This window comes from Amycolatopsis eburnea, from assembly GCF_003937945.1.
Classification (GTDB): domain Bacteria; phylum Actinomycetota; class Actinomycetes; order Mycobacteriales; family Pseudonocardiaceae; genus Amycolatopsis; species Amycolatopsis eburnea.
The window spans coordinates 331,821-351,101 of the sequence record NZ_RSEC01000062.1; the positions used below are offsets into that span (position 1 = coordinate 331,821).

Sequence of the window (19,281 nt, forward strand, 5' to 3'; positions counted from 1 at the left end):
CGGCCCGCCGGGGCCCGAGGTCCCCGCACCGGCCCGGCGGCGGGCCCGCACGAGAACCATGACACCACCCGCCGGGTGCGTCCGGCAGGGTCCAAAGACCCTGCTCCCGTCGGCCGTTGGGCTGAACGACGAGCTCCGGCTGGTGGTGAGTGGGAAACAGGGGCGGCACCCGGTTTCCCGGTCACGAGAACGGGACCGCGTCCGGCGCGCACGTCGTCCCGGCGGCCGGCGCGTTCAGCTCGGTCAGGTACTTCACGACCGCCGCCGAGGCGCACGCGCTCGGCGCGTCGAGTGACGTGTGGCCGTAGCCCTCGACGACGAGCACCCGGCCGTCGCCCAGTTCCGCCGCCGTCGCCTCCGCGTTGTGCAGCGGGGTCGCCGGGTCGAAGCGGTTGTTCAGCACCAGCACGGGGTTCTTCCGCGGCCGGTTCCACGGCCCGGTGTAGCGATCGGCGTCGTGCGCGGGCCAGCCGACGCACTGGGCCATCGAAAACACCGAGCCCAGCCCGAAGTACGGCTGCCGCGCGCTCTCGCGGGCCGCCAGCGCGGTGTAGTCCGCGACCGACGCCGGGTTGTCGCTGTCGACGCACTGCACGGCCAGGAAGCCGGGGGAGTACGTCGGCACGTACGGGTCGAGCACGGGAGCGGCGGGAGCGGCGTCCGAAGGCATCGCCGCAAGCGTCTGCGCGAGCCGCTTCCACCGGCCGGACTGGTACAGCGCGCTGTCGACCGTGTGCATCAGCGAGCCGACGCCGGTGGTGCGCGACGCCCGCGCGAACACCCCGGCGAACCGCTGCTTCGGGTCCCCGCCGGAGAACGCGCACCGCGGCCCGGCCGCCGTGCACGCGGCGAAGAACTGGTCCAGTTCCCGCTGCTGCGCCCCGGCGACGTCGGCGCGGACGTCCACCGGCTGCTTCTCCTGACCGGGCTTCCCGGTCGCGTTGGCGACGAGGTCGAGCGTGCCGTCGAGGGTCATCGCGCGGACCTTGTCCGGGAACAGGTTCGCGTACGTGCCGCCCAGGTACGTGCCGTAGGAGTAGCCGTAGAAGTTCAGCGAAGGGTCGCCGACGGCCTGGCGCAGCAGCTCCAGGTCCCGCGCCACGTTCGCGGTCGACAAATGGCTCAGCAGGGCACCCGAGGCGGCGCAGGCCCGGCCGGTGGCCGCGCTCGCCGCGAAGAACTCCTCCGGTTGCCGCAGCGGCGACCCGGCGGGCGGCAGGTGGTCGGCGCCCGGGCAGCTGACCGGCGACGACCCGCCGATCCCGCGCGGGTCGAAGCTCACCAGGTCGAACCGGGCACGCAGCTCCGCGGGGTAGCGGGCGGCGAACCGCGTCAGCTCGCCGACGCCGTCGGCGCCCGGGCCGCCGAAGTTGAAGAACAGCGAGCCGATCCGCCGTCCCGGGTCGCTCGCCGGGAGCCGGATCACCGAGAGCGTGATCGAGGCGCCCTTCGGTTCGCGGTAGCTCACCGGCACGGCCGCGCCCGAGCACTGGAACGACCCGTGGCACGGCGTCCAGCGCAGCGCGGGCACGGCGGCGCCGTTCGTGCCGAGCGCCGGGGGAGCGGTTTCGGGTGACGGCGCGGGAGCGGGTGCGGAAACGGCGGCCGGCGCGCTGCAGGCCGCGGCCAGCAGGACGGCCGCGAGGAGGACCCGCTTCACGCGCTCAATTCCGCCAGCACGGCGTCGGTGTAGCGCGGCCAGACCTCGGCCGCCCACGGGCCGAACGCGCGGTCGGCCAGCGCCACGCAGGCCGCGCCCGCGTCCGGGTCGACCCAGAGGAACGTGCCCGACTGGCCGAAGTGCCCGAAGGTGCGCGGCGAGCTGTTCGCCCCGGTCCAGTGCGGGCTCTTGTGGTCGCGGATCTCGAAGCCGAGGCCCCAGTCGTTGGGCTTCTGGTGCCCGAACCCGGGCAGCACGCCGGACAGGCCGGGAAACACGACGTTCGTCGCCTCGGCGACGGTGGCCGGGTCGAGCAGCTTCGGGGACTGCAGCTCGGCGGCGAAGGCCACCAGGTCGTCCACAGTGGACTCCGCGCCGGACGCGGGCGAACCGGTCAACGCGGTCGACGTCATGCCGAGCGGCGCGAACAGCGCTTCGGCCTGGTACTGCGCGAAGGGGATGCCGGAGTGCTCGGCCAGCGCGTCGGCCAGCTGCTCGAACCCGGCGTTGGAGTACAGCCGCCGCGTGCCCGGCTCGGCCATCGCCTGGTGCGCGTCGAACGCGAGCCCGGAGGTGTGGGCCAGCAGGTGCCGCACGGTCGACCCCTCGGGGCCGGCCGGGGTGCCGAGCTCGACGACGCCCTCTTCGACCGCGATGAGCGCGGTGTAGGCGGTCAGCGGCTTGGTGACCGAAGCCAGCCGGAACTTCCGCGCGGTGTCGCCGTGGCGCCCCCGGACGGTCCCGTCGGCGGACACCACGGCCGTCGCGGCGTTGTCCACCGGCCACTCGTCGATCAGGCGCAGGCTCTCCATGCGCCCACCCTACGAAACGAAGGCCTCCGCACCGGTGTCGGGGACCGGTGCGGAGGCCTTCGCGGCATTCGCCGCCTCAGGCGTCGAGGTCGGTGGCGACGAGCTCCGCAACCGCTTCCACGGCCGCTTCGGCGCCCTCGCCCTCGGCGCTGATGATGACCTCGTCGCCGTAGCCGGCGGCGAGCGTCATCAGGTTGAGCACGCTGCCGGCGGCCACCGGGCTCCCGCCGGCCTTGGCGATCTGCACCGCGACGGGTTGCGCCGCGGCCGCCTTCGCCACCAGCGCGGCCGGCCGGGCGTGCAGGCCCACCTTGCTCGCCACGGCGACGCGTTTCTCCGGCATGTTCGTCCTCTCGCTAACGGGGTCTTGCGTCGGTAGGGATGTTACGCGGCGGCGGTCCGGTCGAGGTCGGCCTCGATCGAGTCGTCCTCGCGGCCCGGGGTGCGCAGGTTGAACTTGGTGATCGCGAACCGGAACACGAAGTAGTAGATCACCGCGTAGACGAGGCCGATCGGGATGAGCAGCCACGGCTTCTGCGCCGCCGGGGCGCCGAAGTTGAGCAGGTAGTCGATCGCGCCGGCGGAGAAGTTGAAGCTCTGGTGGATGCCCAGCGCGTTGCAGATCGCCAGCGAGGTGCCGGTCATGATCGCGTGGAAGAGGTACAGCGGCCACGCGACGAACATGAACGAGAACTCGATCGGCTCGGTGACACCGGTGAGGAACGAGGTCAGCGCGCCGGCGATCATCACACCGCCGACGACCTTCTTCTGCGCCGGGCGGGCCGTCTGCCAGATGGCGAGGGCGGCGGCGGGCAGCGCGAACATGAAGATCGGGAAGAAGCCCGTGGTGAACGCGCCGGCCGACATCTTGCCCGCGACGAAGTTGTTGATGTCACCGCCGTCGAAGATGAACCAGACGGGGACGTTCAGCAGCTGGTGCAGACCGACCGGGATGAGCAGGCGGTTCAGCGCGCCGTAGATGCCGCCACCGACCACCGGGGAGGCGGTGACCGCGTCACCGGCGGCCTGGATGCCCTGGTCGACCCAGTGGAAGACCAGGCCGAAGACGACGCCGAGGACGACCATGACGACCGCGGTGATGATCGGGACGAACCGGCGGCCGCCGAAGAACGCCAGGTAGGCGGGCAGCTTGATGCGGTGGTACTTCTGCCACAGCAACGCCGCCACGATGCCGACCACGACACCCGCGAGCACCGAGTAGGGCCACTTGATCGGCGCCAGCTCGGTCGCGCCCGCCTTGTAGCCGGGCAGGTCGCTCAGCGGGGCGAAGACCTGGACGACGGAGCTGAAGACGAAGAAGCCGACGACCGCCGCGACGGCCGTCGAGCCGTCACCCTTCTTGGCGAAGCCGACCGCGATGCCGACCGCGAACAGCAGCGGCAGCCAGTTGAACAGCGTGCCGCCCGCGGCGCCCAGCACCGAAGCGACCTTGTTCCAGCCGAGGCCGTCCTTGCCGAGCATGTCGTCCTGCCCGAACCGCAGCAGGATGCCCGCCGCCGGGAGCACGGCGATGGGGAGCATGAGGCTACGGCCGAAGCGCTGAAGACCGGCGAGACCGCTGCCGCTCTTCTTCGCCCCCTCCGCGGTGGTGGAGCTCATCTGGATCCTCCATAGTGGGGTGGTTGACCGGGTTCCGGGGTGTTCCGGTCCAACTGCATGGTCACCTGGTAGTGATCTCCCCGGTACCAGGAAGTGATGTCTTCGATCGGGTCGCCGTTCGCGCTGGAGACCCGGCGGAACACGAGCAGCGGGCTGCCGGCGCGCATGCCGAGCAGCCGGGCCGTCTCGCGGTCCGCCCCTTCCGCCCAGACCGTCTGCCACGCCTGGTCGGGACGCACGTCGTACGTCTCGGCCAGCTGCGCGTAGAGGGACTGGGTCAGGTCGAGCTCGAGCAGGCCGGGAGCCCGGCCCGCGTGGTACCAGCCCCGCTCGACGGCCAGGGGCACGCCGTCGGCGTGGCGCAGCCGCACCAGGTGGTGCGCGGGCGCGCCCTCGGTCAGCCCGAGCGCGTGCGCCGAGGCGGTGGGCGGGACCTCGGTGGCCGCGGAGACCACCTCGGTCGTCGGGGTCAGCCCCCGCCGCCGCATGTCGTCGGTGAACGACATGAGGTACAGCTGCAGTTCCATCCGCCGGGCCGCGGTGAAGGTGCCCTTGCCGCGGACCCGGGCGAGCAGACCCTCTTCGACCAGCTTGCCGATCGCCGATCTGACCGTGAGCCGCGACACGCCGTAGCGTTGGGCCAGCTCGCGTTCCGACGGGATCGGCGCACCCGGCGGGAGCTCCCGCTCCACCGTGCGGCGGAGGATTTCCCGCAGCTGGGCGTGCTTGGGCGTGGGCCCGTTGACGACCCGGTCGGGTGGCGGGACGTGCGCGGCCGCGCTCATCGGCGTCACCCTCCTCGTTCTCGTGCCACCGGGGGACCGGTGCTCGCGTCCGGGCCGGAACATTGGTACGTTCCGGTCTAGACCAATGATCTGATGGGGCAGGATGCTCCGCCGCGCGGACGGGTGTCAACCACCGTTATCCGTTCGTGGCCCGCGGCGGGGTGCATGCCGACGAACGGCGTAGTACAGGTGGACACGCGGTTCGCGTCAGGTTGGGAACAAACAGTGATCAAGGAGACCGCGATGGCGGATGACAGGCCGGAAAAGATCCTCGCGGCGCTCGGCGGCGCGGAGAACTTGACCGAGGTGGAGGGCTGCATCACGCGGCTGCGCTGCGAGGTCGAGGACATGAGCCTCGTCGACGAAGCGGCGCTGAAGAAGGCCGGCGCGATGGGCGTCGTGAAGATGGGGTCGACGGCCCTGCAGGTCATCGTCGGGCCGGAGGCGGACACCATCGCCAGCGACATCGAGGACCTGCTGTGAGCCTCGAGGTGCTCAGCCCGGTCGCCGGGCGCGTGGTGCCGATCACCGAGGTCCCCGACCCGGTGTTCGCGCAGGCCATGGTGGGCCCGGGCATCGCCGTGCAGCCCTCGGGCGGGCGGTCGGACGCGGTGGCGCCGGTCGACGGCACGGTCGCCACCCTGCACCCGCACGCCTACGTCATCGCCACCGAGGACGGCAAGGCCGTGCTGGTCCACCTCGGCATCGACACGGTCAAGGAGAAGGGCGACGGCTTCACGCTGCACGTCGTCAAGGGCGAGCAGGTGCGCGCCGGCCAGCCGGTCGTCAGCTGGGACCCGGAGGCGGTGACCGCCGCGGGCTACTCGGCGATCGTCCCGGTCGTCGCACTGGACGCGTCGGCGGAGGTGCTGTCCGCTTTGGACGCCGAGCGCGACGTCGCGGCGGGCGAGAAGCTGTTCGCCTGGGACGCCTGAGTCTCATCTGTCACACCCGGCCGCGGGAACACCCGCAGTACAGGCCCCGCAACGTCATGAACGACCCTTTCATCTCGCCGGACGTGATGAAAGGGTCGTTCATGACCTCCGGACCGCTGTTCGCCTGGGACGCTTGAGTTTCCTCTGTCACACGAAGGGCCCTTGCGGACCACCGTCCACAAGGGCCCTTCGCGTGCGCCCGGCTCGTCAGCCGGTCACGACCTTCCCGTTCTCCACCTTCACCGGCACGCTGGGCAGCGGCTTGTTCGCCGGGCCCTGCTTGACCTCGCCGGTCAGCGCGTTGAAGACCGAGCCGTGGCAGGGGCAGACCAGGTCGGCGCCCTTCGGGGTGACCGTGCAGCCCTGGTGCGTGCAGATCGCGCTGAACGCCGCGCACGCCGACTCGGACGGCCGCGCCACGATCACGTCGGAGCCGTCCGGGGCCTTGGCGGCCTTCGCCTCGCCGACCGGGACGTCGGCGAGCGCGACCAGCGGCGTCCCGGCGGCGATCGGGGCCTGGGCGGTGCCGGACTTGGCGTCGTCCGACGAACAGGCGGTGAGCGCGACGGCGCCGACGGCGGCACCGGCGACGGCGGCACCCGTGGTGAGGACGGTGCGGCGGGAGTGCAGTTCGGCAGTCATGCCCTTACCAACGAGATCGGCACCCCATCGGTTCAATCCGTGGTGAACCGGATCGGCCCCTGTTCCGTGTATCTAGCCGAGTGGGTGTGGAGTGGAGGAACGATCATGGTGGGTTGGGTTCTGCGCATCGTCGTGGCGGCCGCGCTGCTGGGCTCGGCGGGCGTGCACTACTTCCTGTGGACCGAGGACTACCCGGGCATCGTCGGCCCGCTGTTCCTGCTGGACGCGATCGGCGGCCTGGTCATCGCGATCGCGGTGCTGGCCTGGCGGCACTGGCTGCCGGCGCTGGGCGCGGTCGGGTTCGGCGTGCTGACGCTCGGCGCGTACGTGCTGGCCGCGACCGTCGGCTTCGCCGGCAACCACGACCAGTTCAACAGCCAGCCGGAGTACTGGGGCGTCATCACGGAGGCGGTCTGCATCGTGGGCGGCCTGGCGCTGCTGTTCGTGAAGGACCGGCGCCGGGTCTCGGCCTAGTTCGTGGGGGAAGTCGCCGAAGAAGCGCTGATGCGCGCGCTGCACGAGGAACACGCGGCCGCGCTGTGGTCCTACGCGCTCCACCTGACCTCGGGCGACCGGATCCGCGCCGAAGACGTCGTCCAGGAGACGCTGCTGCGCGCCTGGCGCTCGACGGCGGTGCTCGACCAGTCGCAGGGCTCGGCCCGCGCGTGGCTGTTCACGGTGGCGCGGCGCATCGCGATCGACGGCTGGCGTTCGGCGTCGGCCCGGTCGGAGGTGGTGACGGACGCGCCACCGGAACGCGCCGTCGGCGACGGGACCGACCGCGCGGTCCAGGGCTGGCTGGTCGCGGAGGCGCTGGCCGAGCTGTCCGAGCGGCACCGCGAGGTCCTGCTGCTGTGTTACTTCCAGGGCTATTCCGTGGCGGACGCGGCGCTGCGCCTGGGCGTGGCCGAAGGAACGGTGAAGTCCCGCACGCACTACGCGTTGCGCGCGCTGCGGCTGGTGCTCGAGGAGAGGGGAGTGACCCAGTGAGCGAAGACCCCTTCGCGACGTTCGACGCCGCTTACGTGCTGGGGGCGCTGTCCCCCGAGGACCGCCAGCGCTTCGAGGAGCACCTGCGCACGTGCGACCGCTGCGCGGCGTCGGTCCGCGAGCTGGCCGGGCTGCCGGGCCTGCTGGCCCGCGTCGACACCCCGGCGGCCGCGCCCGACCCCGGGCCGCCCCCGCCGGACCTGCTCCCGTCGGTCCTCGCCCGGGTCCGCCGCGGCCGCCGCATCCGGCTGGCGGTGACGTCGGTCTCGGCGGCACTGGCGGTGTCGGCGTGCGTGGCGCTGGCGGTGGTGGCGTCGTGGCCCGCCCCGGCTCCGCCGCCGTCGATCGCGATGACGGCGCTGGGCCAGTTCCCGGTCCGCGCCGACGCCCGCCTCGACGCGTTCGAGTGGGGCACGCAGGTCGACATGTCGTGCAGCTACACCGGCGGCCGCAGCGGCGGCGACTACGTGCTGGTGGCGATCTCCCGCACGGGCGTGGAGACGCAGCTGGCGACGTGGAAGGCGGTCCCGGACAACACGGCCCGCATCGTGATCGGCACGGCGCTGCGGCGCTCGGACCTGGCGGTGCTGGAGGTGCGCGGGGGCAGCGGGCGGCCGTTGCTGCGGCTGACGCTGTGAGGGCTCGTCCGGGCCGCAGGGGGTCCCGGACGAGCCACCCGGCCGCCCATCGGAGGCACGTCCCGGCGCGGACCGGCGCCGTGACAGGATTGAGCCCATGTTGCGCTGGATCACCGCAGGTGAATCGCACGGACCCGCGCTGGCCGCCGTGCTCGAAGGGATGCCCGCCGGCGTCGCCGTCACCACCGCCGACGTCACCGAGCAGCTGGCCCGCCGCCGCCTCGGGTTCGGCCGCAGCCCGCGGATGGGCTTCGAGACCGACCACATCGAGTTCCTCGGCGGCGTGCGCCACGGCCTCACCCAGGGCGGCCCGGTCGCGGTGCAGATCGAGAACGCCGAGTGGCCCAAGTGGGAGCAGGTCATGGCGGCCGACCCGGTCGACCCGCAGGTCCTCGAGGGCCTCGCGCGCAACGAACCGCTCACCCGGCCCCGCCCGGGCCACGCGGACCTGCCCGGCATGCAGAAGTACGGCTTCGACGAGGCCCGGCCCGTCCTGGAGCGCGCCAGCGCCCGCGAGACGGCGTCGCGGACCGCGCTCGGCACCGTGGCGCGCAACTACCTGAAGCAGCTGCTCGGCGTCGAGATCCTCAGCCACGTCGTGTCGATCGGCGGCGCGGACGCCCCCGAGGGCCCGCTGCCGGTCGCGGCCGACCTGGCCGCCATCGACGAGAGCCCGGTCCGCGCGTTCAGCCAGGAGGGCACCGATGCGATGGTCGCCGAGGTCGACGCCGTGCGGAAGGCGGGCGACACCGTCGGTGGCGTGATCGAGGTCCTCGCCTACGGCCTCCCGCCGGGCCTCGGCTCCCACGTCCACTGGGACCGCCGGCTCGACGCGCGGCTGGCCGGCGCGCTGATGGGCGTCCAGGCGATGAAGGGCGTCGAGGTCGGCGACGGCTTCACCACCGCCCGCCGCTGGGGCAGCCAGGCGCACGACGAGATCGACCGCGGCACCGGCCCGGTCGGCGTCACCCGCCGGTCCAACCGCGCGGGCGGCCTCGAAGGCGGCATCACCAACGGCGAGCCGCTGCGGGTGCGCGTCGCGATGAAGCCGATCTCGACCGTCCCCAAAGCACTGTCCACAGTGGACGTCAAGACCGGCGAGCCCGCGGTCGCGATCCACCAGCGCTCGGACGTCTGCGCCGTGCCGCGCGCCGGTGTCGTGCTGGAGTCCGTGGTCGCGCTGATCCTCGCGGACGCCGCGCTGGAGAAGTTCGGCGGCGACTCGCTCGCCGAGGGCAAGCGCAACGCCGAGGCGTACCTGAAGGCCCTCGAGGAGCGGTGGTGAGCCCGCGCGCGGTGGTCGTCGGCCCGCCCGGCTCGGGCAAGAGCACGGTCGGGCCGCTGCTGGCGGCCGCGCTCGGCGTCGCGTTCCGGGACAGCGACGACGACATCGTCGCGCGCGCCGGGCGCAGCATCGCCGACATCTTCGCCGACGACGGCGAACCCGCTTTCCGCGCGCTGGAAGAAGAAGCGGTCGCCACCGCGCTGGCCGAGCACGACGGCGTGCTGTCGCTGGGCGGCGGCGCGCCGCTCACCCCCGGCACCCGCGCCCGCTTGGCCGAGCACACCGTCGTGTTCCTCAACGTCGGCCTCGCCGCGGGCGTGCAGCGCACCGGCCTGTCGAGCGCGCGGCCGCTGCTGGCCGGGGTGAACCCCCGCGCCACGTTCAAGAAACTGCTCGACGAACGCGTCCCCGTCTACCGCGAGGTCGCCACCGTCGAGGTCGTCACCGACGAGCGGACCCCGGCCGAGATCGTCGCGGACCTCGCCGCGCGGCTCGCCCCCGCCGAAGCCAAGGAGTGAATCACCCCGTGTCCGATCCGGTGCGGATCCCCGTCGCCACCGCCCACCCCTACGACGTCGTGGTCGGGCGCGGCCTGCTCGGCGACCTCACCGCGCAGCTGGCCGACGCCTCGAAGATCGCGCTGATCCACCCGCCGACGCTGACCACCACGGCCGAGGCCATCCGCGAGGAGCTGATCGCGGCCGGTCTCGACGCGCACCGCGTCGAGATCCCCGACGCCGAGGACGGCAAGGCGCTGACCGTCGCCAGCTTCTGCTGGGAGGTGCTCGGCCGGATCGGGCTGGACCGCCAAGGCGTCGTGGTCGGGCTCGGCGGCGGCGCCGTCACCGACCTCGCCGGGTTCGTCGCCGGGACGTGGATGCGCGGGGTCCGGCTGGTCAACGTGCCGACCACGCTGCTGGGCATGGTCGACGCGGCGGTCGGCGGCAAGACCGGCATCAACACCGAGGCCGGCAAGAACCTCGTCGGGGTGTTCCACGAGCCGAGCGCGGTGTTCGTCGACCTCGCGACGCTGGAGACGCTGCCGCCGAACGAGCTCGTCGCCGGCATGGCCGAGGTCGTCAAGACCGGCTTCATCGCCGATCCGCGGATCCTCGAGCTGATCGAGGCCGGCCCGGCCGCCGCGCTCGACGCCACCGGTGACGTGCTGGCCGAGCTGGTCCGCCGCTCGATCCAGGTGAAGGCCGACGTCGTCGCGGCGGACCTGCGCGAGTCCGACCTGCGGGAGATCCTCAACTACGGCCACACCCTCGGCCACGCCATCGAACGCCGCGAGCGGTACCGGTGGCGCCACGGCGCGGCGGTCAGCGTCGGGCTGGTGTTCGCCGCGGAGCTGGCGCGCCTGGCCGGGCGCCTCGACGACGCGACGGCCGAGCGCCACGCGTCGGTGCTCAAGCTGCTCGGCCTGCCGACGACGTACGACGCCGGCGCGCTCGCCCAGCTGCTGGAGACGATGAAGGGCGACAAGAAGACCCGCTCCGGCGTGCTGCGGTTCGTGGTCCTGGACGGGCTCGCCAAGCCCGGCAGGCTCGAGGGCCCGGACCCGTCGCTGCTGGCGGCCGCGTACTCGGCGATCGCCGCGGACGCCCCTTCGAGCGGGGGGAGCGTCCTGCTGTGAAGGTGTTCGTGTTCAACGGCCCCAACCTGGGGCGGCTCGGCAAGCGCGAGCCGTCGGTCTACGGCTCGACCACCCACGACGACCTCGCCGCGCTGTGCGTGCAGACCGGTGAGGAACTCGGCGTCGAGGTCGAGGTCCGGCAGACCGACCACGAGGGTGAGATGGTCGGCTGGCTGCACGAAGCCGCCGACGGCGGCCACCCGGTGGTGCTCAACGCGGGAGCGTGGACGCACTACTCGATCGCGGTGCGCGACGCCGCCGCGCAGCTGTCCGCGCCGCTGATCGAGCTGCACATCTCGAACGTGCACAAGCGCGAGGCGTTCCGGCACCACAGCGTCCTTTCGGACATCGCGACCGCGGTGATCGCGGGCCTCGGCGTCGACGGCTACCCGCTCGCCCTGCGCTGGCTCGCCGCGCACCCGGGATGACGGTGCTGGCGACGCCGCGGCTGACGCTGCGGCCGCTGACCGAGGCCGACCGCGAAGCCGTGGTGAAGGTCTTCGCCGACCCGGAGATGAGCCGGTTCTTCGCGGCGGACTTCTCCGACCCGGCGGCGGCGAACGCGATGGTCGACCGGCGCCTGGCGTTCCGCGGCCCGCCCGGCCAGGGCCACTGGGCGATCGAGCGCGACGGCGAGGTGATCGGCGTCGCGCACTTGCGGCCGTCGTGGGAGCTGCCCGGCGGGGTGCCCGAGCTGGGCTACTACGTGGCGAGCGCGCACGCCGGGCAGGGCCTGGCGACCGAGGCCGCCCGCGCGGTGCTCGACCACGGGCTCGGCACGCTGGGCCTCCCGGCGATCTGGGCGCTGGTGCACGAGAACAACGCGGCGAGCCGCGCGGTGGCCGCCCGGCTCGGCTTCCTCGACGTCGGCACCGGCGTCCACTACGGCGACCTGCACCGGGTGCTGGTCGCGCTCCCCGCCGCGCACGGGCGGCCGCACCACGTCGAGCTGTGGGTCCCGGACCTGGCCGGGGCGGAGCGGAGCTGGGGCTGGCTGCTGGGCGAGCTGGGCTGGCGGGAGTTCCAGCGCTGGCCGGCGGGCGTCAGCTGGCGGCTGGGTGGGACGTACCTGGTCGTGGAGGCGTCGCCGGGGCTGAGCGCTCCGGAGCACGAGCGCACGCGGCCGGGGCTCAACCACCTGGCGCTGCACGTGGCGACCCGCGCGGAGGTCGACGCCTTGGCGGCGGGGTCCGTCGAGCACGGCTGGCGGCCGCTGTTCGCCGACCGGTACCCGTACGCGGGCGGTCCGGCCCACTACGCGGCTTACCTCGAGAACGAGGCGGGGTTCGAGGTGGAGCTGGTCGCGCAGGAGGGCCCGCCGCCCGCGACGCCGTGAGGAAGCCCGCGATGTCATGAAAGGGTCGTTCACCTCACCAGACGACATGAACGACCCTTTCACGACATCGCCGCGACGCCGGACAAACATGCGGCCAGGCGACTCTGCCGCAGGTCACCCGCTCGCCGGCGCGAGTTTGCCCGGTCCCGGCGCCGGATGTCTTGGGCTTGACCCGGTTTGGCGGACACCTCTGATCAGGGGCGTAGGGCCTCTGGAAGGGATGTCCCTCATCATGGAAGCCATGGCCAGGAAGAAGCCCCGTGCGCGTCAGCGGTCTCGGCGGGTGTTCACGCCTGAGTTCAAAGCCCAGATCGTCGGTCTGGTGCACCGCGGCGAGCGAACAGTGCCGGAGGTGGTCCGGGACTTCGAGCTGACCGACTCGGTCGTGCGGAAATGGATCACCCAAGCCGAGCGTGACGCCGGGGTCCGCAGTGACGGGCTGACCAGCGAGGAGAAAGCCGAACTCGCCGCGCTGCGGAAAGAGAACACACGGTTGCGTGAGGACGTGGAGATCCTCAAACGGGCGACGGCTTTCTTCGCGAAGGAGACCCGGTGAACGTCTACCCGTTCATCGAGGCGGAGAACGCCCGCGGCGCAGGCACCGTCAAGCGTGCCTGCACCCTGCTCAAGGTCTCCCGAGCCGCCTACTACACCCACCGCACCGGTCTCTCGCAGCGTGCTCACGAGGATGCCACGCTGACCGAGAAAATCATCGAGGTGCACCGCGACTCCCGCGGCACCTACGGGTCACCGCGGGTGCACGCCGAACTGCGGGCCCAGGGGCACCACCATTCCCGCAAACGCGTCGCCCGGCTGATGCGCCAGGCCGGCTTGGCCGGGCGGGCACTGAAACGGTGGCGGGCCACCACCGTCGCCGACCCGGCCGTCCCCACCCGCCCGGACCTGATCACCCGCGACTTCACCTGCACTCCCGCCGCGGTCAACACACGGTGGTGCGGGGACATCACCTACATCCCCACCTGGGAAGGCTGGCTCTACCTGGCCACCGTGATCGACATCGCCTCCCGGCGAGTGGTCGGCTGGGCCACCGCCGACCACCTGCGCACCGACCTCATCGACACCGCGCTAGGCAACGCTCTCACCCAGCGCAGCCCCGCTCCCGGAGTGATCTTCCACTCCGACCGCGGCTGCCAGTACACCTCCGCCCAGTTCGCCCGCACCGCCACCCAGGCCGGAGTCCGGCTCTCGGTCGGACGCAAAGGCCAGTGCTGGGACAACGCGGTGGCTGAGTCGTTCTTCGCCACGATTAAGACCGAGCTGCTCGACCGCCGCACTTGGGCCACCAGAACCCAGGCCCACCAGGCAATCTTCAGCTACATCGAAGGCTGGTACAACACCCGCCGCCGGCATTCCAGCCTCGGCTACCTCAGCCCCGCCACCTACGAAACAACCACCCAGCCGGCTACCGCGCCTGCGATAGCCTGACCTCACTCATCAACCCTGTCCGCCCAAACGGGGCAAGCCCAGACCTGAATGAGTCATTCAAGACGTCGGCGAAGCCACCGCCGGGCAAGCCGCCGCGACTTTGCCGGGACCGTGTCGCCAGACGACATGAACGACCCTTTCATGACATCCCCGCGGCGCCGGGCAGACCACGCGGCCTGGCGGCCGCCACCGCTGAGGGTGACACCCGGTAGCCACTTCCCGATCACCTCGGGCCGCGCCGCCGCAAGCCCTGCGCGATCGAGGGACCGCCGACCGGGAGTGCCACCACTCGAACAGGTCCGCTCTCGCTACACTCCGATGTCGTGCACCCGTTTCGTCGTGGGGGTCGGCGACCCGCTCGTGCCTTGCTCGCCGGCCTTCTGGCCGGGCTGCTCGTCGCGGGCTGCACCGAGGGTTACGCCCAGCCGCAGGTCGCCGGGGAGCACCAAGGCGGCCAGCCCGCGCCGCGGCCGGCCGACGTCAAGCTCGCTTCGGGTGAGCCGCGGCAGAGCGGCGGGGTGATCGCCGCCGGGGGCGCGGACGCCGTCTACAACTACGGGCCCACCGTCATGCTCGACCGCGGGCAGACCCGGATGTGGTGGTGCAGCCAGTACGGCGGGGCCGGCCCGGCCGGCGACGACATCCTCTACGCGCAGGCGCGGTCCATGGACGGCCCGTTCACCGGGCCCGGCGGCGGGATCCCGGCGGCCGTCTTCTCCGGCGCGCCCGGGCAGTTCGACGGCATGCACACCTGCGACCCGTCCGTGCTGCGCGTCGGCTCCACCTACTACCTGTACTACACCGGCGCGGCGGGCGACCACGCGCTCGGCAACGCCATCGGGCTCGCGACCAGCCCCGACGGCGTCCACTGGACCCGCGCGGCGGGCGGGAAGCCGATCCTCGGGCCGTCGCACGACGTGCACCGCGCCAACGTCTACGGGGCAGGGCAGCCGTCGGTGGTCTACCTCGACGGCTGGTTCTACCTGATGTTCACCGACACCACCGGCCGCGCCGCGGGGTGGAACGGCGCCGGGCAGTTCGTGCTGCGCTCGGCCGACCCGGCGTTCGGCTCCGGGGTGCAGGCGCTGGACGTCGGCGGGTTCGTGCCGGTGACGTCGACGTCGGCGCCCCGCGGGCGGTCGATCGTCGACGGGTTCAGCGCGGACCTGATGTGGGTCGGCGCGCTGGACGCGTTCGTCGTCGCGCACGAGACCGACGGCGGCACGACCCTCACGTTCTGGACGCCGGACTTCACCGAGAACCCCTTCCAGCCGGTGCTGGTCTCCGGCCCGTGGAAGGAGGGCCCGGGGCTGGTGCGCCGGGCGGACGGCCACGCGCCGCTCTCGTCGGCCGACCCGTGCGACCGGGTGCCGTTCGACCTGGTCCGCGCGACCGCGACCGGCCGCGCGAACGCCCCGACCGACCTGCGCCACTTCGGGCTCGACCTGCTGGGCAGCCAGGCGTGCGGCAACCCCGGCCGGACGGCGGCGACGTTCGACGGCGTCACGATGCCCTCGCCGGAGCGGACGATGGACCTGGTCCGCGCGGGCGTGCGGGTCCGGGTGGACCGCCGCGCGGTGGCGGTGGCGCTGGCCGGGGAGGTGCTGGACAAGGCGCCCGCCGCGGTCTCGGTGCTGCCCCTGGCGGCGCGGCTGCGCTCGGCCGCGGAGGCGGTGCAGGCGCCGGGCAAGGGGTTCGCGTTCGTGCTCGACGACAGGAAGCGCTGGCGGGTCCCCGACGGCGGCATCGTCGGCAACAACGGCTCGGCCGCCCACCCGGTCACGGTGGCCCAGTGGGACGGCTACCCGAAGGGCCACGCCCTGGCCGGCTAGTGGCGTGCGTCCGAGGTTCGGTGACAGCGCCCCGCGAATGCGCCCCAATGTGGCGTTGGTTGCGTCCAACGCACCGAACGCCACATTGGGTGCGCTGGACGCACCGAGCGCCACATTGGGGCGCTCGGCCCGGCTGTGAAACGACTTGCGACGCGCGGCGTTAGGTGCCCACGCCGTCCTCGCCCGGCGGCCGGGAGCGCCCGATCCGGCCGCCGACGAACAACCCGAGCCCGGCCGGGACCAGCACCAGCAACGCCGAGAACGCCGCGCCGCCGGTCAGCGCGCCCCCGAGCTCCGACACGCCCGTCTGGTCGACGAACACCGCCCGCCCGATCACGTACAGCAGCCCCGACACGACCCCCGTGACCAGCGCTGCGATGAACCACGCGCGGCCGCGGTCCGGCACGCCGCGCCAGGCGTCGAGCGCGCTCCACAGCGCCGCCGCGCCGACCAGGACCGCCAGGGTCACCGACACGACCAGTGCCTGGTCCGTCGGGTGGTACACGGCGTACTTCGCCAGCAGCGTCAGCGCGACGCCGTGGAGCACCGCCATCCCCAGTCCGCGGATCACCCAAGCGCTCATCCTGCGGAGTGTAGGCCAGGTTACTCACGAGTCGCCTGGCCGCCGCGCACTAGGCTGGGCGAGTGCCCGAAACCCATGGACGACGCCGTGCGGCGCTGCGTGAGCTCCTGACCGGAGCCGGCGTGGACGCGCTGCTGATCACCGACCTGCTGAACATCCGCTACCTGACCGGGTTCACCGGTTCGAACGCCGCCGTGCTGCTGCACGCGGGCGGGGAGGGGAAGACCCTCTTCTGCACCGACGGCCGCTACACCACGCAGGCGGCCGGGGAGGTGCCCGACCTCGAGACCGTCGTCGACCGGGCCAGCGCCGCCGCCCTCGTCGCGAAGGCCGCGAAGGACCCCAAGACCTATTCGCGGGTCGGGTTCGAGAGCCAGCACATGAGCGTCGAGGAGTACGAAGCGCTCCGGCAGCAGGTCGAGCTGACGCGGACGCCCGGCCTGGTCGAGCGGCTGCGGGTGGTCAAGGACGAGGCCGAGATCGAGGCGCTGCGCCAGGCGTGCGCCGCCGCCGACCGGGCGCTGGACGACCTGGTCGCCGCCGGTGGCCTCCGGCCCGGGCGGACGGAGCTGGAAATCGCCCGCGACCTGGAGAACCGGATGCTCGTGCACGGCTCGGAGGCGCTCAGCTTCGCCTCCATCGTCGCCGCCGGCGCGCACTCGGCCATCCCGCACCACCAGCCGACCCACGCCGAGCTCAAGCGCGGCGACTTCGTCAAGCTGGACTTCGGCGCGACCGTCGACGGCTACCACTCGGACATGACCCGCACCTTCGTCCTCGGCGAGCCCGCGGACTGGCAGCGGGAGGTCTACGACCTCGTGCACACCGCGCAGGCGGCCGGGGTCGCGGCCGTCGTGCCGGGCGCCGAGGTGTCCGAAGTGGACGCCGCGGCGCGCAAGGTGATCGCCGACGCGGGGCACGGCGAGCACTTCGCGCACGGTCTCGGCCACGGCGTCGGCCTGCAGATCCACGAGGCGCCCAGCTTCGCCGCGACGGGCGTCGGTACACTGTCCGCCGGTATGGCGGTCACCGTCGAGCCCGGCGTGTACCTCGCGGGACGCGGTGGCGTGCGCATCGAGGACACGCTCGTCGTGCGGGCTGGGGAGCCCGAACTCCTCACCCTGAGCACCAAGAACCTCGTGGTCGTCTGACAGCGGCCCCGAACCCCGAAGATTCGACACAGGAGACTGCAAGCTCGTGGCCACGACCAACGACCTGAAGAACGGGCTCGTCCTCAACCTCGAGGGCCAGCTGTGGACCGTCACCGCGTTCCAGCACGTCAAGCCGGGCAAGGGCGGCGCCTTCGTGCGCACGACCCTCAAGCACGTGCTCACCGGCAAGGTGGTCGACAAGACGTTCAACGCGGGCACGAAGGTCGACACGGCCACGGTGGACCGCCGCAACATGACCTACCTGTACAAGGACGGCGCCGACTTCGTGTTCATGGACGGCGACACCTACGACCAGATCACGGTCCCGGCCGAGGTCGTCGGCGACAACGCCAACTACATGCTCGAGAACACCGAGGTCCAGGTCGCGGTGCACGAGAACGAGCCGCTGTACGTCGAGCTGCCGACGTCGGTCGAGATCGTCATCCAGCACACCGACCCGGGCCTGCAGGGCGACCGCTCGACCGGCGGCACCAAGCCGGCGACGCTGGAGACCGGCGCGGAGATCCAGGTCCCGCTGTTCCTGTCCACCGGCGAGAAGATCAAGGTCGACACCCGCGACGGCCGTTACCTGGGCCGCGTCTCCAGCTGATGCCGACGTCGAAACCCCACCCGAACCGCGGCGGCGCGATCAGCCGCAGGCAGGCGCGCCGTCGCGCGGTGGAAATGCTGTACGAGGCCGCGCAGCGCGACACCGACGCGGTGACGCTGCTGGCCGACCGCGTGGGCGCGACCGAGGTCGACCCGATCGCGGACTACACGATCAGCCTGGTCGAGGGCGTCACCGGCCGGAAGACGCAGATCGACGAGCTGCTGGCCGAGCACGCGCAGGGCTGGACCCTGGAGCGGATGCCGAAGGTCGACCTCGCGGTGCTGCGGGTCGGGGTCTACGAGCTGCTCTGGGCCGAGGATGTGCCCGACCCGGTCGCGATCGACGAGGCCGTGGGCCTCGCGAAGGAACTGTCCACGGACGATTCGCCGCGGTTCGTCAACGGCGTGCTGGGCCGGATCGGCACCATCGCCGACCGCCTCCGCGCTGTGCTGTAAAGCCCGCCTGGCCCCCCGGGCAGGCGGGTGCCGGTCGAGGTGACCACGACCGGGGGTCCGGGGGCTTGCCCCCGGGCGGGGTGTGGGGGCTGCGCCCCCGCAGATCACAGCGAAGTGAGCGTGGCTCGCGCTCTCCGTGAGCAGGGCTCGCCCCCGAACGAGCCCCCCGACGGCTCAGTGAGCGTCTCCAGGTGCCCCACTGGAAACGCTCACTGCGTCGGTGCAGTACATCGTGCGATCAGTCTTCCTTGGAGGGACGGGCCTCCGGCGGCAGGACACCCCAGTCGATGAGCTGCTCGGTCAGCTCGCCCGGCGTCATGTCGTAGATGATCGCCAGCGACCGCAGGTCCTCGGTGCGGATCGAGAGCACCTTGCCGTTGTAGTCGCCGCGCTGGCTCTGGATCGTCGCCGCGTAGCGGGCCAGCGGGCCCACCTTTTCGGCAGGCAGCTGCTGCAGGCGCTCGAGGTTGATCACGATCTTGGTGGCGGGCTCGGCACCGGAGGGGACCCGGCCCTCGGGCAGCAGCTCGACCACCGGCACACCGTAGAAGTCGGCCAGCTCGGCCAGCTTCTGCACGGTGACGGCACGGTCGCCACGCTCGTACGAGCCGACGACGACGGCCTTCCAGCGCCCACCGGACTTCTGCTCGACCCCGTGCAGGGACAGGCCCTGCTGCTGGCGGATCCCGCGGAGCTTGGCCCCGAGCGCCTTGGCGTAATCGCCCATCTGGTCGTTCTCCGTTCTTCACCCCCCGGCCGGTCGGGGTGACCGGTCCAGGGGACTCGCTGAGTCGAATACTCAGAGTAATGGTTACGCATTGTTGTCACCAGGTCAAGCAGAAGCTTGCCGCGAATCACGCCACAC

General features: G+C 72.4%; 24 protein-coding genes. 16 read left to right on the forward strand and 8 right to left on the reverse strand.

Annotated elements, in window-relative coordinates; translation table 11 throughout:
• Window positions 1-181 precede the first annotated feature (181 nt).
• The 5 genes from EIY87_RS43710 to EIY87_RS43730 all read right to left on the reverse strand — a co-directional run bounded on the left by EIY87_RS43710 (window position 182) and on the right by EIY87_RS43730 (window position 4,877).
• Entirely contained in the window at window positions 182-1,660 is a 1,479-nt protein-coding gene (locus EIY87_RS43710) for an alpha/beta hydrolase (protein WP_125315873.1), read from the reverse strand.
• A complete protein-coding gene (locus EIY87_RS43715) occupies window positions 1,657-2,472 on the reverse strand; it encodes a serine hydrolase domain-containing protein (RefSeq protein ID WP_125315874.1) in 816 nt (271 codons plus the stop codon). Before EIY87_RS43715 ends, EIY87_RS43710 begins: the two co-directional genes overlap by 4 nt.
• 76 nt (window positions 2,473-2,548) lie before the next feature.
• A complete protein-coding gene (locus tag EIY87_RS43720) occupies window positions 2,549-2,815 on the reverse strand; it encodes an HPr family phosphocarrier protein (RefSeq protein WP_086856385.1) in 267 nt (88 codons plus the stop codon).
• A 41-nt stretch (window positions 2,816-2,856) separates the two neighbouring features.
• Window positions 2,857-4,092, reverse strand: coding sequence for a PTS transporter subunit EIIC (locus EIY87_RS43725; RefSeq protein WP_125315875.1), 1,236 nt, complete (start codon window positions 4,090-4,092; stop codon window positions 2,857-2,859).
• A complete protein-coding gene (locus tag EIY87_RS43730; protein WP_125315876.1) occupies window positions 4,089-4,877 on the reverse strand; it encodes a GntR family transcriptional regulator in 789 nt (262 codons plus the stop codon). The genes EIY87_RS43725 and EIY87_RS43730 overlap by 4 nt, the downstream gene beginning before the upstream one ends.
• Window positions 4,878-5,120: 243 nt before the next feature.
• Here EIY87_RS43730 and EIY87_RS43735 point away from each other — a divergent pair, with 243 nt between their 5' ends.
• The gene (locus EIY87_RS43735; protein ID WP_163046900.1) at window positions 5,121-5,360 is read left to right on the forward strand and encodes a glucose PTS transporter subunit EIIB; all 240 of its coding nucleotides are present in this window, start codon (window positions 5,121-5,123) and stop codon (window positions 5,358-5,360) included.
• Complete coding sequence (locus EIY87_RS43740) at window positions 5,357-5,812, forward strand: PTS sugar transporter subunit IIA (RefSeq protein ID WP_125315878.1); 456 nt, start codon at window positions 5,357-5,359, stop codon at window positions 5,810-5,812. The genes EIY87_RS43735 and EIY87_RS43740 overlap by 4 nt, the downstream gene beginning before the upstream one ends.
• 207 nt (window positions 5,813-6,019) lie before the next feature.
• Here EIY87_RS43740 and EIY87_RS43745 read toward each other — a convergent pair whose 3' ends face one another.
• A complete protein-coding gene (locus tag EIY87_RS43745; protein WP_125315879.1) occupies window positions 6,020-6,454 on the reverse strand; it encodes a QcrA and Rieske domain-containing protein in 435 nt (144 codons plus the stop codon).
• Window positions 6,455-6,559: 105 nt separating this feature from the next.
• On the opposite strand from EIY87_RS43745, the gene EIY87_RS43750 reads away from it, so the two are divergent.
• The 11 genes from EIY87_RS43750 to EIY87_RS43800 all read left to right on the forward strand — a co-directional run bounded on the left by EIY87_RS43750 (window position 6,560) and on the right by EIY87_RS43800 (window position 15,617).
• Complete coding sequence (locus EIY87_RS43750) at window positions 6,560-6,928, forward strand: hypothetical protein (RefSeq protein WP_086678274.1); 369 nt, start codon at window positions 6,560-6,562, stop codon at window positions 6,926-6,928.
• A 30-nt stretch (window positions 6,929-6,958) separates the two neighbouring features.
• Window positions 6,959-7,444: a sigma-70 family RNA polymerase sigma factor gene (locus EIY87_RS43755; RefSeq protein WP_239071945.1), complete on the forward strand. Its 486-nt coding sequence runs from the start codon at window positions 6,959-6,961 to the stop codon at window positions 7,442-7,444.
• Entirely contained in the window at window positions 7,441-8,082 is a 642-nt protein-coding gene (locus EIY87_RS43760; protein ID WP_125315881.1) for an anti-sigma factor family protein, read from the forward strand. Before EIY87_RS43755 ends, EIY87_RS43760 begins: the two co-directional genes overlap by 4 nt.
• Window positions 8,083-8,179: 97 nt before the next feature.
• Entirely contained in the window at window positions 8,180-9,367 is a 1,188-nt protein-coding gene (gene aroC / locus EIY87_RS43765; RefSeq protein WP_125315882.1) for a chorismate synthase, read from the forward strand.
• Entirely contained in the window at window positions 9,364-9,885 is a 522-nt protein-coding gene (locus tag EIY87_RS43770; protein WP_191984493.1) for a shikimate kinase, read from the forward strand. Before aroC ends, EIY87_RS43770 begins: the two co-directional genes overlap by 4 nt.
• Before the next feature lie 8 nt (window positions 9,886-9,893).
• Window positions 9,894-11,003: a 3-dehydroquinate synthase gene (gene aroB / locus EIY87_RS43775; RefSeq protein ID WP_125315884.1), complete on the forward strand. Its 1,110-nt coding sequence runs from the start codon at window positions 9,894-9,896 to the stop codon at window positions 11,001-11,003.
• Window positions 11,000-11,431, forward strand: a complete 432-nt coding sequence (aroQ, locus tag EIY87_RS43780; protein ID WP_125315885.1) for a type II 3-dehydroquinate dehydratase — start codon at window positions 11,000-11,002, stop codon at window positions 11,429-11,431. The genes aroB and aroQ overlap by 4 nt, the downstream gene beginning before the upstream one ends.
• On the forward strand, window positions 11,428-12,339 hold the full coding sequence (locus tag EIY87_RS43785; protein WP_125315886.1) for a GNAT family N-acetyltransferase: 912 nt from the start codon (window positions 11,428-11,430) through the stop codon (window positions 12,337-12,339). Before aroQ ends, EIY87_RS43785 begins: the two co-directional genes overlap by 4 nt.
• A 241-nt stretch (window positions 12,340-12,580) precedes the next feature.
• Window positions 12,581-12,895, forward strand: coding sequence for a transposase (locus tag EIY87_RS47935; RefSeq protein WP_158641457.1), 315 nt, complete (start codon window positions 12,581-12,583; stop codon window positions 12,893-12,895).
• Entirely contained in the window at window positions 12,892-13,785 is an 894-nt protein-coding gene (locus tag EIY87_RS43795) for an IS3 family transposase (protein ID WP_125315888.1), read from the forward strand. The genes EIY87_RS47935 and EIY87_RS43795 overlap by 4 nt, the downstream gene beginning before the upstream one ends.
• A 365-nt stretch (window positions 13,786-14,150) precedes the next feature.
• On the forward strand, window positions 14,151-15,617 hold the full coding sequence (locus tag EIY87_RS43800; RefSeq protein ID WP_125315889.1) for a glycoside hydrolase family protein: 1,467 nt from the start codon (window positions 14,151-14,153) through the stop codon (window positions 15,615-15,617).
• Between the two features lie 160 nt (window positions 15,618-15,777).
• Here EIY87_RS43800 and EIY87_RS43805 read toward each other — a convergent pair whose 3' ends face one another.
• Window positions 15,778-16,200 carry a B-4DMT family transporter gene (locus EIY87_RS43805; RefSeq protein ID WP_191984494.1) on the reverse strand — a complete coding sequence of 141 codons (423 nt, stop codon included), beginning with the start codon at window positions 16,198-16,200 and terminating at the stop codon, window positions 15,778-15,780.
• A 62-nt stretch (window positions 16,201-16,262) separates the two neighbouring features.
• Between EIY87_RS43805 and EIY87_RS43810 the strand changes: the two genes are divergently transcribed.
• The 3 genes from EIY87_RS43810 to nusB are packed head-to-tail and all read left to right on the forward strand — an operon-like array spanning window position 16,263 to window position 18,416.
• Window positions 16,263-17,351, forward strand: a complete 1,089-nt coding sequence (locus tag EIY87_RS43810; protein WP_125315890.1) for a M24 family metallopeptidase — start codon at window positions 16,263-16,265, stop codon at window positions 17,349-17,351.
• 46 nt (window positions 17,352-17,397) lie between these two features.
• Window positions 17,398-17,961, forward strand: a complete 564-nt coding sequence (gene efp, locus EIY87_RS43815) for an elongation factor P (protein ID WP_125315891.1) — start codon at window positions 17,398-17,400, stop codon at window positions 17,959-17,961.
• Window positions 17,961-18,416: a transcription antitermination factor NusB gene (gene nusB / locus EIY87_RS43820; RefSeq protein ID WP_086671155.1), complete on the forward strand. Its 456-nt coding sequence runs from the start codon at window positions 17,961-17,963 to the stop codon at window positions 18,414-18,416. Before efp ends, nusB begins: the two co-directional genes overlap by 1 nt.
• 238 nt (window positions 18,417-18,654) lie before the next feature.
• Here nusB and bldD read toward each other — a convergent pair whose 3' ends face one another.
• Window positions 18,655-19,143, reverse strand: coding sequence for a transcriptional regulator BldD (gene bldD, locus EIY87_RS43825; RefSeq protein WP_003096372.1), 489 nt, complete (start codon window positions 19,141-19,143; stop codon window positions 18,655-18,657).
• Between the last annotated feature and the right edge of the window lie 138 nt (window positions 19,144-19,281).